13 protein-coding genes are annotated in these 15565 nt (G+C 44.6%); 10 read left to right on the top strand and 3 right to left on the bottom strand.

Translation table 11 applies throughout. The annotated features are described in order from the left end of the window. Positions 1-5: 5 nt before the first annotated feature. A complete protein-coding gene (locus NBH14_RS22210; RefSeq protein ID WP_186961164.1) occupies positions 6-2573 on the bottom strand; it encodes a sodium:solute symporter family protein in 2568 nt (855 codons plus the stop codon). 21 nt (positions 2574-2594) lie between these two features. After that, positions 2595-3308 (bottom strand): FadR/GntR family transcriptional regulator, encoded by a 714-nt coding sequence (locus NBH14_RS22205; protein WP_010802481.1) that lies wholly within the window; start codon positions 3306-3308, stop codon positions 2595-2597. A 391-nt stretch (positions 3309-3699) separates the two neighbouring features. On the opposite strand from NBH14_RS22205, the gene NBH14_RS22200 reads away from it, so the two are divergent. Then, complete coding sequence (locus NBH14_RS22200) at positions 3700-4218, top strand: HdeD family acid-resistance protein (RefSeq protein WP_186961165.1); 519 nt, start codon at positions 3700-3702, stop codon at positions 4216-4218. A 6-nt stretch (positions 4219-4224) separates the two neighbouring features. Here the strand turns inward: NBH14_RS22200 and NBH14_RS22195 are convergent, their stop codons facing one another. Further along, positions 4225-5124, bottom strand: a complete 900-nt coding sequence (locus tag NBH14_RS22195; RefSeq protein ID WP_128135326.1) for a helix-turn-helix domain-containing protein — start codon at positions 5122-5124, stop codon at positions 4225-4227. A 236-nt stretch (positions 5125-5360) separates the two neighbouring features. Here NBH14_RS22195 and NBH14_RS22190 point away from each other — a divergent pair, with 236 nt between their 5' ends. From NBH14_RS22190 to NBH14_RS22150, 9 genes are all read left to right on the top strand, one after another. Then, on the top strand, positions 5361-5978 hold the full coding sequence (locus NBH14_RS22190) for a TetR/AcrR family transcriptional regulator (protein WP_128135325.1): 618 nt from the start codon (positions 5361-5363) through the stop codon (positions 5976-5978). A 32-nt stretch (positions 5979-6010) separates the two neighbouring features. Next, positions 6011-7420 (top strand): TolC family protein, encoded by a 1410-nt coding sequence (locus NBH14_RS22185; RefSeq protein WP_186961166.1) that lies wholly within the window; start codon positions 6011-6013, stop codon positions 7418-7420. A 39-nt stretch (positions 7421-7459) separates the two neighbouring features. Further along, positions 7460-8482 (top strand): efflux RND transporter periplasmic adaptor subunit, encoded by a 1023-nt coding sequence (locus NBH14_RS22180; RefSeq protein ID WP_010802478.1) that lies wholly within the window; start codon positions 7460-7462, stop codon positions 8480-8482. Positions 8483-8495: 13 nt separating this feature from the next. Continuing rightward, positions 8496-11621, top strand: coding sequence for an efflux RND transporter permease subunit (locus NBH14_RS22175; RefSeq protein WP_186961167.1), 3126 nt, complete (start codon positions 8496-8498; stop codon positions 11619-11621). A 125-nt stretch (positions 11622-11746) separates the two neighbouring features. Then, positions 11747-12040 (top strand): PG0541 family transporter-associated protein, encoded by a 294-nt coding sequence (locus tag NBH14_RS22170; protein WP_007658818.1) that lies wholly within the window; start codon positions 11747-11749, stop codon positions 12038-12040. Positions 12041-12046: 6 nt separating this feature from the next. Then, entirely contained in the window at positions 12047-12604 is a 558-nt protein-coding gene (locus NBH14_RS22165; protein ID WP_186961168.1) for an STM3941 family protein, read from the top strand. 50 nt (positions 12605-12654) lie between these two features. Then, entirely contained in the window at positions 12655-13380 is a 726-nt protein-coding gene (locus tag NBH14_RS22160) for a DUF1295 domain-containing protein (RefSeq protein WP_436277988.1), read from the top strand. Between the two features lie 64 nt (positions 13381-13444). Then, positions 13445-14671, top strand: coding sequence for an NADH:flavin oxidoreductase (locus NBH14_RS22155; RefSeq protein WP_186961170.1), 1227 nt, complete (start codon positions 13445-13447; stop codon positions 14669-14671). Then, complete coding sequence (locus tag NBH14_RS22150; RefSeq protein WP_186961171.1) at positions 14671-15558, top strand: SDR family oxidoreductase; 888 nt, start codon at positions 14671-14673, stop codon at positions 15556-15558. The genes NBH14_RS22155 and NBH14_RS22150 overlap by 1 nt, the downstream gene beginning before the upstream one ends. Positions 15559-15565: the final 7 nt, after the last annotated feature.

Raw genomic sequence — 15565 nt, 5'->3', positions numbered from 1 at the left:
GTTTTTTATTTGGACAATACTTTATAGATTGTCAGATGATCTATATTTTTCCTATCACCCGGAAACAAACAACTGACCAGATAGCCTATAACGAAACAGGAGACAAAACCGATTGTTGTATATAATAAGAGATGAACGGTCTGAAAATGTATCATTATCAACTGTACCATAATACTCCCAATGATACCACACAAAGCCCCTGTCGCATTGGCTCTTCGTGTAATCATTCCGAGCAGGAACAATCCTCCCAGGCTGCCCAAAATGATTCCCAGTATTTTATTGAATTCATCCCATAACGAGTTAATATCCCAGGTGGCCATCAGGTAAGCGAATAAAATTCCGGCCGCTCCCAATAACATCGTAGCAATCTTAGCCACCTTCAAATCGACCTTATGGTGATTTATTTTTGAATGAATGTCGGTCACATAGGCTGTCGCTGCTGAATTCATGCTACTGCTCAATGTGGACATGGCAGCTGCTAAAATCCCGGAAATCAACAGACCGACCACTCCCTGAGGTAACTCGGAATAAATATACCAAGGGAGAATCGCATCTCCGTCAGAAACAGTTATGCTGAGTTCTAGCGGGTTGTGTTTATAATAAACATATAATACCGTCCCGACAAAGAAAAACAGCAATGTGGCAGGAATAGTCAATACAGCATTTGTCAATACACTTTTCCGGGCCTGCTTTTCCGTTCCGGTCGTCATATAACGCTGAACCATCGTTTGATCGGTACCATAAGTCGTCAGGTTTGTAAAAAATGTAGCAATCAAAACCGTCCATAATGTAGATTGTTTCAAATTGAAATCAAAACTGCCCAGAGAGAATTTGTTATCGACAGCGGCTTCACGGACAATACCGGAAAATCCTTCCGGGATATTAAATACCGCTACAATCACAACCAATATCGCCCCTCCCAACAGGATCACCACCTGCAAAGCGTCTGTCCAGACCACCGCTTCGATTCCGCCTATCATCGTATAGATCAGACTTAAAACACCCATCAAACCAATACATAAAAATATATCGAAACCGGTTATCACATTCAATGCTATTGCTGGAAGATACATAACAATCCCCATTCGACCGACCTGAAACAAAATGAAAGCAAGGCTACAAATTACCCGGATCAACGAATTAAAACGTAATTCCAAATATTCATACGCTGTCGTAACATTCAGTTTACGATAAAAGGGAATAAACAAATAGAGTATCACCGGTACGACCATTAATATACCGACATTAACCAGCATATAACTCCAATCGGAAGCATAGGCTTTTGCCGGTATCGACATAAATGTTATCGCACTCAGACTAGTACCGAAAATACTCAATCCCACCGCCCACCAAGGCAATCGTCCCCCTCCTTTAAAATAATCTTCCGTATTTTTCTGTCTCTTTGAAAAATAGTAACCGATCCATGCCAACAATGCAAAATAGATACCGATCACTGCAATATTCAAAAATCCAAGCTTTTTCTCAAACGGGATAATTTCCCCTTGTACTATTTCAGGTGTACGGATTCCCGGTTTCACTTCACCGCTTGTAATATAAAAAGCGTTATCTTTTTTTGCAATACTGGTCGTTACCGGAAGAATATAAGGAGATATTTCTCTTTCTACCAATGTATTTGTGATCGTATGATACAGCCTTACCGTGTTATCAAAACCGGGATGATCGACAGAACCGGGAATCAATTGCGGAACACCGCCAAACAATAGGATATGATTAATCCCGGTTGGCAAAGCAGTCCCAGCCATCACAGGAAACTGCCGGTCTAATTTCTTCCAGCTTTTCATCCGCGGATTATAAACGAATCCGTCAGTCAACACTTTCACTGTTCCGTCTGCCTGGTAGTTTCTGCCGCTGAACAGATAAAAACATTTATCAAACCCATCACTCTGTACGGCAGATACAGCGTAACCTCTAGGCTCTCCCGGCCATGTAGCAAGTTCCTGCCATCCTTTTTTCAGGTCTGAAAGATCTAATTTATAAAAATGGTCGGTTGCAGCCTGTTCTTTCATACTGATTTGTCCCCCTGCCACATAGATACAGTTATTTAAAAGGGCACCGGTCGCATTCGCCAAAGGGACAGGCAAGGCAGGCCAGGATAATGACAATTCTATTTGCCGGTTCTTTTTCCGGATAAGAAAAACATCCTTATAACACTGAATGGAATCACATCCGCCGATGCACAGCAAACCTCCCGGCAACTCGACAGACACACCATAAGCCCGGGAATTTGGTAAGACCTCTTCTGCTATTTTCCATGTAGCCGATGAATCTTTTGCATCAATATAATAGATGGTATTCCACCATTCCTTCGTTCCTCCCTCCCAGGGCATCGCTTCCGGAAAATTAGCACCGCCTGCAATGACTAACGTATTTCCAATAAAACCGGAAAAAGCACCTGCCACTCCGATATTGGGTTCATTATCGACAGCAGGAAGACATAAGGAGTTCTTCCATTCTATCTTATCACGCGATAGAGGGGATAATGCCAAAACCTGATGAGAAACAGACAAGCAAAATAAAAAGAAAATGAGTTTTTTTATAGTATCGTAGATCATTTCAAGGTTGTTTTTCAAATGCTATACTCTATTATTCATAAATATTTTATACACGGCAAAATGTTTCTCCAAAGCCCTACGGAAACCTTCTTCATCTTTTTTCTTTATAAACTCAAGCAGATCTTCATGAGTCACAATCTCTCCTTTTTCCTTCATCTCTATATTGATCGGCTCCAACAGGTCTTTGAATTTATCTTTTACAAAGACCATCACAGGGTGAATAATTCCTTGAAATTCAGAAATAGTTCTATTCCCTGTTATTTCATAAAGTTTTGCATGAAAGGTAAATTCACTGACCGGTGCATATTCATTATTTTCAAACATCACTCCCATTTTCACGATCTCTTCAAGTTCGGCTATATCTTCAGAAGTTATATTTCTGAAAAGGTCACTACAAATACCTATTTCCAAAGCAATTCTAAAACCCAATATATCAAACAAAGATTCTTCACTTAAAATACGAGGATCGACGACCCGTTTCATTCCTCCCAATATAGAAGGTTCTGTTAAAATCATCCCACGCCGTGTACGTGATTCAATCATACCCATCATTTTCAGGCGACTAAGTGCCTCTCTCAACACATTACGGGCAACACCTAAAGTAGCCGCCAACTCCAATTCGTTAGGGATCGGATCACCTGTACGCAAATCATTGTTCTTAAAGTAATTAAGCAGCTTATCTTCTACCTGATCCACCAGGGTGACAGATTGATTGTATATTTTTAATTTGTCCATATATATTAATTTGTGGTTTATAATACTATTAATCCTATTTGTCTGACAAATTACTGTATTATTTATTTAACAAACAAACATAAATAAATATTTAACTATATTTTACTATATATTACATCATCCAAACACTTACACTCCTATAGATTTTCATTACAACATCATGATAATATCATATATTATAATACAACTCTCTCATATATTATGATAAAACATTCTTATAATATATGCGATTATAATATCATAATATATGATACTCTTATGAATAAGGAACAAACTGCGCGAAACCCTTTACTCCCGATTTTTAGCATTATAAATACAGGATTTTTCCATATAGTAAAGAAAATAACGTATCTTCGTTGTTATATATAAAGAAAGATAAAAGAATATCCATATGAAAAAAATTAACAACTCAGTCTTACGCAGTGCGTTTGCCATGATTTTAGGATTTGTACTGGTCTTATGGCCGGAAGCAGCTGTCACCTATCTGGTTATTGCTATCGGTATCTGCTTTATTATACCTGGTATATTTTCTCTACTGAATTATTTCACCCGGGAAAAGGTAGAAGGGGAACCCTCCCCCATGTTTCCGATAGACGGAGCCGGAAGCATTTTGTTTGGGGCATGGCTTGTTATCATGCCGGAATTTTTTGTTAATATATTAATGTACATCCTGGGAGCCTTATTAGTAATTGCCGGAGTCCAGCAAATCGCGATGCTTGTTTCAGCCCGCAAATGGAGTATGGTGCCGTTCGGCTTCTATGTAATGCCGGCCCTGATCTTACTGACAGGCATCATGATCATTGCCTATCCGTTCGGGGCCGCCGCTAATACATTTGTGATCTTTGGCGTTGCCAGCATTTTCTATGGTATAATAGAATTAATCAACTGGTATAAATTCCGCCAAAGATGAAAAGAATCAGGATTTGCGGTATTCCATCGGGGAAATACCCATATGCTTCTTAAAGAATTTTCCAAATGTAGACTGATCGGAAAAATGCAGCATATCGGCTACCTGCTGCACGGTTGCCTGCGGGGCTTTCAGCAGGATTTTTGCTTCGACGATCAACGCATCGTCAATCCACTTATTAGCAGATTTTCCGGTCAGTTCCTTTAATATCAAGGACAAATATTGCGGAGTTATAAACAGTTTTTCCGCATAGAAGGTAACCACATGCTGCTCTTTGCAATGTTCAAACAACAATTGAAGGAATTGCTCGAACAGTTCCTCCTTTCGGGAAAGGGCAGGCATCAGCAAACCATCCTTCTTTCCCATGAAAATATTGGCTATTTCCAACAGAAACCCGACAAACGCATTCTGCATTACCTCTTTCTGAAAGAAATGCGTCCGGTTTTTTATTTTACTTCTTAACAATTCTATGTAATTATCAACCAGTTCTGTTTCCTGAGGTTCAAAAGTCGTACATGGATTCTTCCTTAGTTGCATATAATTAGCCATCGAAGGACTGCGTTTCGCCGTATTACATTCATCAATAAACTCACGTGAAATGACCAGCAGTTTCCCCTTAAAATCTTCACTGATCTTATTTAGCTGTATCGTATGCGTCGGCATAATAATAGTAAAACTATTAGCTCCTATGGTATAAGGAACATAGTCGAGTGCTATTTCCGAAGCCCCTTCCAACACCAAAACCATTAGTAATGCATCTAACCGCATCGGCATCGTATGATCCTGTACATCCTCATCTATTTCCCGGTGACCGTCAATATCTGCTATCAAAAAAATATCCTGGAAGCTATCGCGGATGATGATACCCTTATTCAATTCCGCAAACTTTATTAAAGGGAGATTCTCCATAATTTTATATTTAACTCATCATTATAGTCACCACAAAGATAAGTATTGTTTATAATCCCACAAGAGATATGTTTCAAATTTTACCAATTCTGACAACTTTTTCATCGGAAAGACTTTATTTTACAAAGGTATCTTTCGTTTCAAACCAATCCTGTAACAGAATAAACCTTTTGAGTTTTCTAAATTAGACAGACCTTTGTCACCGAGCATAATATAGATGATTCAAAAAAATATATATGACAAAGGAACAAGTAATGACGACGGCATTGGATATGTTCTCACAATACGGAATAAAAAGTGTGAGCATGGACGATATTGCCCGGAATACAGGTATTTCAAAGCGAACGGTTTATGAATTTTTCGAAGACAAGGAAACTCTATTGCAGGAAGCGATAAAGTACCACAACAACACTATGCGGAAAATACTTAGTGAACTGGAAAAAGGACCGTATACGGCTCTCGACGTCTTCGTTCTTTTTTACGAAGAATTCATGAAACATCCCCGCTGGTATATCAAAAGATATTACGATGATCTGAAACGTTATCCCAAAGCTGTGGAACAGGCTGAAAAAGACAAAGCCGATTTTACAACAAGATGTATCAAGCTCCTGAACCGCGGCGGAAAAGAGGGCGTTTTCCAGAAAGACCTGAATATCGAGATATTGGCTTTGCTGGCAAAAGAACAACTGAAAATGGTCCAACCGTCAAAAGCATTTGTAAACCATTCGGTGACAGAAGTATTCCAGACGGTACTGTTTACTTTTCTCCGGGGTATCTGCACAGAGAAAGGTATGGTGATTTTAGAGCGTTACGCCTTGAAACATTCGTACGATATGTTGTTAAGAAAGGAATAATACAGAATTATATTCAAATCAAATCTATTTAAATGGAACGAGTATTTATTAGCAAAAAGAGGATGTGGATGGTTGTGATGTTGCTACCTTCTCTATTCTTTTCCACCGTCAAAGCACAGGAAGTCCTGACGCTCGACCTGGAAAAAGCACTGGAGATTGCGCTGAGTGAAAACCCGACCGTGAAAGTCGCAGACAAGGAAATCGAAAAGAAAAAGTATGCACAGAAAGGCTCCTATGCTGCTCTGTTCCCTCAGGTCAGTTTTACAGCTGACTACACCAGGACATTGAAAAAACAGGTAATGTATATGGACGGTTTCGATATGGGCAGTGGTGAAGGTTCAGGAGAAACAGGAGGAACCGGAGGATCAGCCGGTATGGAAAGTATCGATATGAGCAAAGGTATCGAAGTGGGCCGTGATAACAACTGGTCTACCGGCTTCAACGCATCCATGCCGCTTGTAAACGCAACTTTATGGAAAAGCCTCAGCATTTCAGCGTTAGATGTGGAATTATCTATCGAACAGGCACGATCTTCCAAAATCTCTATGGTAAACCAGGTAAAGAAGAGCTTCTATGCCGTGTTACTGGCAAACGATTCTTACCGGGTCTTCAAGGAAAGCTACGATAATGCCATGGAAAACTACCTGGACATTAAGAAGAAGTATGAACAGGGAACAGTGGCCGAATATGACCTGATCCGTGCAGACGTTACAGTCAAGAACAGCGAACCGAATATGCTTCAGGCTGAAAACTCGCTGGTACTGGCCAAATGGCAGTTGAAAGCTCTTATGGGAATGGACCTGGAGCAGGAGATCGATTGCACAGGGCAATTAGCCGATTTCGAATCGGTCCTTTTTGCCGATTATATAGCAACAGACACGACACTGACAGCCAACTCTGATTTGAAACAGATCGATCTGCAAGCACAACAATTGAAGAAAACATTGCTCATGCAGAAATTCGATTATCTGCCGACGTTATCACTAACAGGTATGTATCAGTGGAATGCCATGAACAACGATTTCAAATTTAAGAATTACAACTGGACTCCCTATTCGATCATAGGTGTATCGCTTTCAATTCCGATCTTCTCCGGAGGTAGTAAATATCATACTATCAAACAGACGCAAGTATCCATCCACCAGATGGATCTGCAACGAGAAGACACGAAACGCAATCTGCAATTGGCTGTAAAACAGTATCTGGATAACATGAAAACCTGTGTAAAACAATTCGATGCCGCCCAAAAGGGAGTCGAACAAGCCAACAGAGGATATAAGATTGCCCAGAAACGTTACGACACCGGTGGCGGTACATTGCTTGAAATGAATGATGCAGAACTGGCGCTGACACAAGCGAAATTGAATCTTAACCAGTCCATCTATAATTATATGGTTGCCAAATCGGACATGGAAAAAGTCTTAGGTCAAGAAACGTATTAAGAAACAGGTATGAGTACAAAAATAAAAACAGTTTACAATATGAAAACACGTGAAATGCTGAAAGTTATCCCACTTATTACATTAGCCCTGCTGATGTCATGTTCAGGTGAAAAGAAGGACGCAGCGACAGATACCCATGATGAAAAAGTAAAAGTGAAGATAGAGCAGGTATCCTCCCAGGATGTAGACCAGATAGCAGATTTTACTGCAACAGTAGAGGCCAATATAAAGAATAATATCGCACCTCAGTCGCCGGTTCGTATTGCGAAGCTGTTTGCCGAAGTTGGCGATCATGTAAAAGAGGGTCAGGTACTTGTCAAAATGGACGAAACAAACCTGCAACAGGCAAAGATCCAACTGGACAACCAGGAAATCGAGTTCAACCGTATCGACGAACTTTATAAAGTAGGCGGTGCCTCCAAATCGGCCTGGGATGCCCAGAAAACACAGTTGGACGTAAGCCGTGCCAGCTATAAGAATTTACAGGAGAACACACAGCTGTTAAGCCCGATCAGCGGCATTATCACTGCCCGTAATTACGACAGCGGTGATATGTACAGCGGTGGGGAACCGATCTATACGGTTGAACAAATCCGTCCGGTCAAACTATTTGTAAACGTATCCGAAAGCTATTTTACAGATGTAAAAAAAGGAAACGAAGTAGACATCAAACTCGATGTATATGGTGACGAAGTATTCAAAGGCAAAGTAAGTCTGGTCTATCCGACCATCGACGCTTCAACCCGTACCTTCCCTGTTGAGATCAAGATTGTCAACACAGATGAGCGCGTCCGTCCGGGAATGTTCGCCCGTGCAACCATGAACTTCGGTACACTCAACCACGTTGTTGCTCCGGATCAGGCGATTGTTAAACAATCCGGATCAGGCGACCGCTACATCTATGTGTACAAAAACGGAAAAGTATCCTACCAAAAGGTAGAATTGGGACGTCGTATGGGTAACAAATACGAAATCGTATCTGGCGTAGAAAACGGAGACCACGTGGTAATTACCGGTCAGAACCGTTTGACTAATGGAATGGAAGTTGAAATTGACAAGTAAGAAATAAAAGTATATGAGCTTATATGCAACAGCGGTAAAAAAACCGGTGACCACCGCCCTCGTGTTCGTGGCTGTGGTGATCATGGGTCTTTTTTCCTTAACCCGATTATCAGTCGACCTGTTCCCGGAGATTGAAACCAACATGATCATGGTCATGACGGCCTATCCCGGTGCCAGTGCCAGTGATATTGAAATGAACGTCTCCAAACCGTTGGAGAACGTACTGAATAGTGTGAGTGACCTGAAACATATCACTTCGCAATCCAGAGAAAACATCTCTATCGTAACTCTCGAATTCGAATACGGGACCGATATAGACGTGGCCACCAACGACGTTCGCGACAAGTTGGACGTCGTGGAGTCGTCCCTTCCCGATGATGTGGAAAATCCTATCATCTTCAAGTTCGGTACCGACGACATTCCTATCCTGTTGCTATCCGTGACAGCAGAAGAAAGTACCAACGCCCTTTACAAGATCCTGGATGATAAAGTATCCAACCCGCTGGCCCGTATCAGCGGCGTAGGTGCCGTATCCATCTCAGGAGCCCCGGTCCGTGAAGTGCAAGTGTATTGCGATCCTTACAAGTTGGAAGCCTATGGCCTGACAATCGAAGGGATTTCAAATATCATCGCACAGGAAAACCGGAATACCCCGGGCGGTAGCATCGATATCGGTTCGAATACCTACACACTGCGTGTACAGGGTGAATTCACCGATGCCCGCCAGATGCTCGACCTCGTAGTAGGAAGCAGCAACGGCAGGAACGTTTATCTGCGCGACGTAGCAGACGTAAAAGACTACGTGGAAGAACGTGCACAGGAAACCTTCAACAACGGCGGCCGCGGTGGTATGATCGTTATCCAGAAACAGTCGGGCGCCAACTCGGTGAACATCGCCAAAAAGGTACACGATAAGTTACCCGAAATACAGGCCAGCCTGCCTTCCGACGTAAAATTAGGTGTGATCGTGGATACATCCACCAACATTTTGAACACGATCGACAGTTTGAAAGAAACGATCATGATCACCTTCATTGTCGTAATGTTCGTGGTATTCATCTTCCTCGGACGCTGGAGAGCTACGTTCATCATTATCCTGACAATCCCGATTTCTCTGATAGCCGCCTTCGCTTATCTGCTGGCTTCAGGAAATACGCTGAATATTATCTCGCTGAGTTCGCTTTCTATCGCCATCGGTATGGTGGTGGATGATGCGATCGTTGTATTAGAAAACGTAACGACCCATATCGAGCGGGGTAGCAAGCCGAAGCAGGCCGCCGTACATGCGACCAATGAGGTAGCCATCTCCGTAATCGCTTCTACGCTGACCATGTTGGCCGTGTTCCTGCCGTTGACGATGGTAACCGGTATGGCGGGTATCCTGTTCAAACAGTTGGGTTGGATCGTTAGTATCATTATGATCGTATCGACAGTAGGCGCTTTGACGCTGACTCCGATGCTTTGTTCGCAGCTGCTGCGCCTCGATCCGAAGAAAGGCCGTCTATACGTACTGTTCTTCACGCCGATCGAGAAAGCGCTGAATGCACTCGATACAGCCTACGCACGATTCCTGAGCTGGGCTGTACGCCATCGTAAAACAGTCATCTTCGGTGCCATGCTGATATTCGTAGGAAGCATGATGCTGGTTCCGACCGTCAAAACGGAGTTTTTCCCGACACAGGACAACGGCCGCGTCGGTATCACGATCGAACTGCCGATCGGTACCCGTCAGGAAATCACTCGCGACCTGGCCTTGCGCATCGATAAACAGTTCCGCGAGAAGTATCCGGAAATAGATGTATTGAACTTCAGTGAAGGACAAGCCGATACCGACAATACCTTCGCACAACTTAGCGACAACGGTTCGCACATCATCGAAATGAATGTCGGGCTAAGCAGCGTGGGAGACCGCGAACGCGGATTGATCGAGATTTGCGACCTGATGCGTAAAGACCTGGCTCAATATTCGGAAATCAAGGAATATAAGGTACTGGCCGGTGGTTCTTCCGGCGGTGCAGGTGGCGAAACGACCGTCGATGTGGAAATCTATGGTTTCGACTTCGAAAAGACCGACATCGTAGCTGCCGAACTGGCCCGCCGCCTCGAAACCTTGAAGGGTTGCTCACAGGTGAACGTCAGCCGTAAAGATTATATCCCGGAATACCAGGTAGACTTCGACCGCGAAAAGCTGGCGATGAACGGCCTGAATGTAACTACAGCCTCCACGTATCTTCGTAACCGAATCAACGGTTCCACCGCTTCAAAATATCGTGAAGATGGCGACGAATATGATATAAAGGTACGTTATGCCCCGGAATTCCGCCAGTCGGTAGAAGATATCGAAAATATCATAATCTACAACAGTGCCGGACAAGGCGTTCGTATCCGCGACGTGGGTAAAGTTGTAGAACGTATGACCCCGCCGACTATCGAGCGTAAGAACCGCGAACGTATCATTACCGTTTCGGCTGTTGTTGCCCAGGGTGCCGCATTGAGTGACCTGGTAGAACAAACCCGTGCCGAACTGAAAAAGATGGATATTCCGTCTGAAATAAGCTGGCAGTTGGGTGGTACTTTCGAAGACCAGCAGGATACTTTCGCCGATCTGGGTATATTGATGGTATTGATCATCATCCTCGTATTCATCGTGATGGCCGCCCAGTTCGAGTCGCTGACCGACCCGTTTGTGATTATGTTCTCTATCCCGTTCGCCTTTACCGGGGTTGTCCTGGGATTGTCTATCACACAAACGCCGCTGGGTGTAATGGCATTGATCGGTGTGATCATGTTGATGGGTATCGTGGTAAAGAACGGTATCGTACTGATCGACTACACGATCCTCTGCCGCGAACGTGGAATGAGTATCCTGACAGCAGCAGTTACAGCCGGTAAATCCCGTCTCCGTCCGGTATTGATGACCACACTGACCACTGTGCTGGGTATGATCCCAATGGCGGTCGGTACAGGTGAAGGTTCCGAAATGTGGCGTTCGATGGGTATGACGGTTGCCTGGGGGCTTGCCGTTTCGACCCTGATCACGCTGGTAATCGTGCCGGTTGTCTATTGTACATTTGCCGGGAACGGGGTGAAACGCCGCCGTCGCAAGATTGCTAAACTGAACCAGCTGGAACAATTATAAAACAGACAAACCGGGAAGTGGGACTTCCCAGTACCAGGAAGAAGGTATTCCCAGCATTGGGAACGATCTCTTCCCAGTACCGGGAACCACCCGCTCCCGGATATAACATTAAAATATAAAGAACAATGAAAGCTATATTCATATCATTCAATCAGGCCTATTACGAAATGATCCTCAGTATCATGGACCGTAATAATATCCGCGGTTTCACCTACTGGGAAGAAGTGCAGGGACGTGGCAGCAAGAACGGAGAGCCCCATTACGGGAGCCACGCCTGGCCTACCCTCAACTCTGCCATACTGGCAATGGTCCCGGACGAAAAGGTAGACCCTTTCCTAGACCTGCTGCATAAGATGGATTTACAGACAGAAGCCCAGGGGTTACGTGCATTCGTATGGAATATCGAGAAATCAATTTGATAAGGTATGGAAACACCTTCTGTAACCACATTCAAATTAAGCAGGCATAAAAAGAGAGGACTGTTTCTGACAACAGTCATCTCTGCCCTGATTGGTACCGGAGCCTTGTACGCGGCCGACGGACTCCAATACGGTGAAGGCCGTTTTGTTTTCATCGCTATCGGAGTATTCGCGTTGCTCACCACTTTCTTCTGTTTCATCAGTTATTCTTTTCTGACCCGGGAAAGTTTCAAAGCCATCTATATCTCTGAAGAAGGAATTAACGACATATCTACCGGTAACCGGATCGGAACAATTTTATGGAAAGATGTTGAAAGTATCAAAATAATGGACGATATTAGCAACCTGAAACGTAAATATATCGTACTGAAGGTCAGGAACCCGAACGAATATATTGACAGGGAGCCCACACGTAGTAAGAAGCGTTCGCTGGAACTGCGGCTTCAATACTACGGATCACCTATTTGTATTTCCAGCCGTGCGTTGGATTGCACTTTTGAGGAATTAAAACAGGCCGTATTCGACAGATACGACCTCTATAAAGCCTCACACAAAGAGGCATAGTATATTAAGAAGAAATGACACAGGAAGATTTTTCAATATTACTTATCATAATGGCGGTCATCGCCGCCATTGTTTTTATTACCCTTTACTTCGTAGAAGCCGGCTACGGCATGTTATTCAACAAAAAATGGGGTGTGCCCATCCCCAACAAAATAGCCTGGGTATGCATGGAAGCCCCGGTCTTCATCGTAATGCTCGTCTTGTGGGCAGGATCGGAACGGCAATTCGAAACAGTCCCCCTACTCATTTTCCTGTTCTTTGAACTGCATTATTTCCAACGGGCCTTCATCTTTCCACTGCTTATCAAAGGAAAAAGCAAGATGCCCGCCGGCATTATGACGATGGGTATCGTATTCAATCTGCTGAACGGTTATATACAAGGAATGTGGATATTCTACCTCTCCCCCGAAAATATGTATTCTATCCAATGGCTGGCCACACCGCAGTTCATCACCGGAACAATCCTGTTCTTTGCCGGCATGTGGATCAACTGGCAATCGGATTACATCGTCCGCCATCTCCGCAAGCCGGGCGACACCAATCACTACCTGCCCAAAGGAGGTATGTTCAACTACGTTACTTCCGCCAACTATTTCGGCGAACTGGTGGAATGGTGTGGTTTCGCCATCCTGACCTGGAGTGCCAGCGGTGCCCTGTTTGCCTGGTGGACATTCGCCAACCTCGTTCCCCGTGCCAACACGATCTGGCATAAATACAAAGCCATGTTCGGGAAAGAAGTCGGCAGCCGGAAACGGATCATCCCATTCATTTACTGATTATCTTTGCATACTGATTATATAACTATACAACGAACAGATCATTGAAAACAGACTAAACATTATGAACAAAGAATCTGTACTATTTACTCCGGCCACTATCGGCCCGCTAACACTCAGGAACCGTACGATACGGGCGGCAGCATTCGAAAGCATGTGCCCCGGCAACGCCCCGTCGGAAATGCTTTACAACTACCATACCTCCGTTGCTGCCGGAGGTATAGGTATGACAACCCTTGCTTATGCAGCCGTCACACAAAGCGGACTTTCCTTCGAGCGCCAGCTGTGGCTTCGACCGGAAATCATTCCCGGCATCAAAAAGATAACGGATGCCATCCATAAAGAAGGAGCAGCAGCCTCCATACAGATCGGACATTGCGGGAATATGTCCCATAAAAATATTTGCGGATGCACACCGATATCCGCTTCAACCGGATTCAACCTTTACTCGCCCACTTTTGTCAGGGGGATGAAACAATCCGAGATCATGGCCATGTCGAAAGCCTTCGGACAGGCTGTCCACCTGGCACGCGAAGCCGGAATGGATGCCGTAGAAGTACATGCCGGACACGGTTACCTGATCAGCCAGTTCCTTTCCCCTTACACCAACCACCGGAAAGACGAATATGGCGGAAGCCTCGAAAACCGCATGCGTTTCATGAAAATGTGCATGGAAGAGGTTATGAAAGCAGCCGGTTCGGATATGGCAGTCCTGGTTAAAATGAATATGCGCGACGGTTTTAAAGGAGGGATGGAACTGGATGAAACACTGGAAGTTGCACGCACACTGCAAGACGAATGCGGAGTACATGCACTCATCCTCAGTGGCGGATTTGTCAGCCGTGCCCCCATGTACGTGATGCGCGGAGCTATGCCTATCCGCACGATGACCCATTATATGCCTTTCGGATGGTTGCCTATAGGGGTCAGGATGGCTGGCCGTATGATGATACCGACCGAACCGTTCAAGGAGGCTTATTTTCTCGAAGACGCGCTGAAGTTCCGTGCCGCCCTGAAAATGCCCCTTGTTTATGTGGGTGGCCTCATCTCCCGCGAAAAGATCGACGAAGTACTCGGTCATGGCTTCGAATTCGTCAGTATGGCACGCGCCCTGCTAAACGATCCGGCTTTCGTCAACCATATGAAAGAGAACGAACAGGCACGCTGCGACTGCGGACACAGCAACTACTGCATCGCCCGTATGTATTCGCTTGAAATGGCCTGCCACAAACATATGCAGAATCTACCGAAAAGTATTATCAAAGAAATAGAAGAACTGGAATATAAATAATGGAAAAAGGAATAGCCATTATCACCGGTGCAGACGGCGGAATGGGCCGGGAAATAACGCTGGCACTCGCAAAAGAAGGCTTTCAGATCATCATGGCCTGTAAAGAACCGGATAAAGCCCGTACTGTCTGCGATAAGATCAAAAAAGAAAGCGGGAACGAGCGGATCGAAATACGACAGATAGACTTATCCTCACTGGCTTCGGTACGCTCATTTGCCGATAAACTATTAGCAGAGGGGCGCCCCGTCAGCCGGCTCATGAACAATGCAGGAGTCCTGACGACAAATATCCGCCAGACAGCGGACGGCCTAGAAACGATCGTAAGTGTTAATTACGTAGGTCCTTACCTCCTTACCCGCCTGCTTCTTCCCCTGATGCAGCGGGGAAGCCGTATCGTTAATACCGTATCGTGCACATATGCCATCGGACGGATAGAATCCGACTTTTTCAGCAAAGGGAAAAACGGACGCTTCTCACGGATACCGGTATATGGAAATACGAAACTGGCCCTTTTACTCTTTACACGTGAGTTGGCAGAAAGAGTAAAAGAAAAAGGTATCACCGTCAATGCCGCCGACCCTGGGATTGTCAGTACCAATATGATCACGATGCATGCCTGGTTCGATCCGCTGACAGACATCCTGTTCCGCCCGTTCATCAAAACAGCGGCACAGGGAGCTGCTACTGCCATCTACCTGGCGCAATCGCCGGAAGCAGACGGTAAAAGCGGAGGCTGCTACGCCAACTGCAAAGAGAAAAAGCTCCCGGAACGCATACTCCATCACCCTCTGCAACGCCGGCTTTGGGACGATACGGAAGCCCTGCTTCTCTCCCGTAACCTGCTGAACAGAAAAAATATCCCGGAGACAGTTGGAACGTATGAATAAATAAATT

The sequence above is a fragment of the Parabacteroides caecihominis genome (assembly GCF_023656785.1).
GTDB classification, from domain to species: Bacteria; Bacteroidota; Bacteroidia; order Bacteroidales; family Tannerellaceae; genus Parabacteroides; species Parabacteroides segnis.
This window is presented reverse-complemented; position numbering and strand designations above follow the sequence as displayed.

Excerpts from the sequence above, each read along its gene's own strand:
- NBH14_RS22210 (WP_186961164.1), bottom strand. The coding sequence starts at position 2,573 with ATGATCTACGATACTATAAAAAAACTCATTTTCTTTTTATTTTGCTTG.
- NBH14_RS22205 (WP_010802481.1), bottom strand. The coding sequence starts at position 3,308 with ATGGACAAATTAAAAATATACAATCAATCTGTCACCCTGGTGGATCAG.
- NBH14_RS22200 (WP_186961165.1), top strand. The coding sequence starts at position 3,700 with ATGAAAAAAATTAACAACTCAGTCTTACGCAGTGCGTTTGCCATGATT.
- NBH14_RS22195 (WP_128135326.1), bottom strand. The coding sequence starts at position 5,124 with ATGGAGAATCTCCCTTTAATAAAGTTTGCGGAATTGAATAAGGGTATC.
- NBH14_RS22190 (WP_128135325.1), top strand. The coding sequence starts at position 5,361 with ATGACAAAGGAACAAGTAATGACGACGGCATTGGATATGTTCTCACAA.
- NBH14_RS22185 (WP_186961166.1), top strand. The coding sequence starts at position 6,011 with ATGGAACGAGTATTTATTAGCAAAAAGAGGATGTGGATGGTTGTGATG.
- NBH14_RS22180 (WP_010802478.1), top strand. The coding sequence starts at position 7,460 with ATGAAAACACGTGAAATGCTGAAAGTTATCCCACTTATTACATTAGCC.
- NBH14_RS22175 (WP_186961167.1), top strand. The coding sequence starts at position 8,496 with ATGAGCTTATATGCAACAGCGGTAAAAAAACCGGTGACCACCGCCCTC.
- NBH14_RS22170 (WP_007658818.1), top strand. The coding sequence starts at position 11,747 with ATGAAAGCTATATTCATATCATTCAATCAGGCCTATTACGAAATGATC.
- NBH14_RS22165 (WP_186961168.1), top strand. The coding sequence starts at position 12,047 with ATGGAAACACCTTCTGTAACCACATTCAAATTAAGCAGGCATAAAAAG.
- NBH14_RS22160 (WP_436277988.1), top strand. The coding sequence starts at position 12,655 with ATGGCGGTCATCGCCGCCATTGTTTTTATTACCCTTTACTTCGTAGAA.
- NBH14_RS22155 (WP_186961170.1), top strand. The coding sequence starts at position 13,445 with ATGAACAAAGAATCTGTACTATTTACTCCGGCCACTATCGGCCCGCTA.
- NBH14_RS22150 (WP_186961171.1), top strand. The coding sequence starts at position 14,671 with ATGGAAAAAGGAATAGCCATTATCACCGGTGCAGACGGCGGAATGGGC.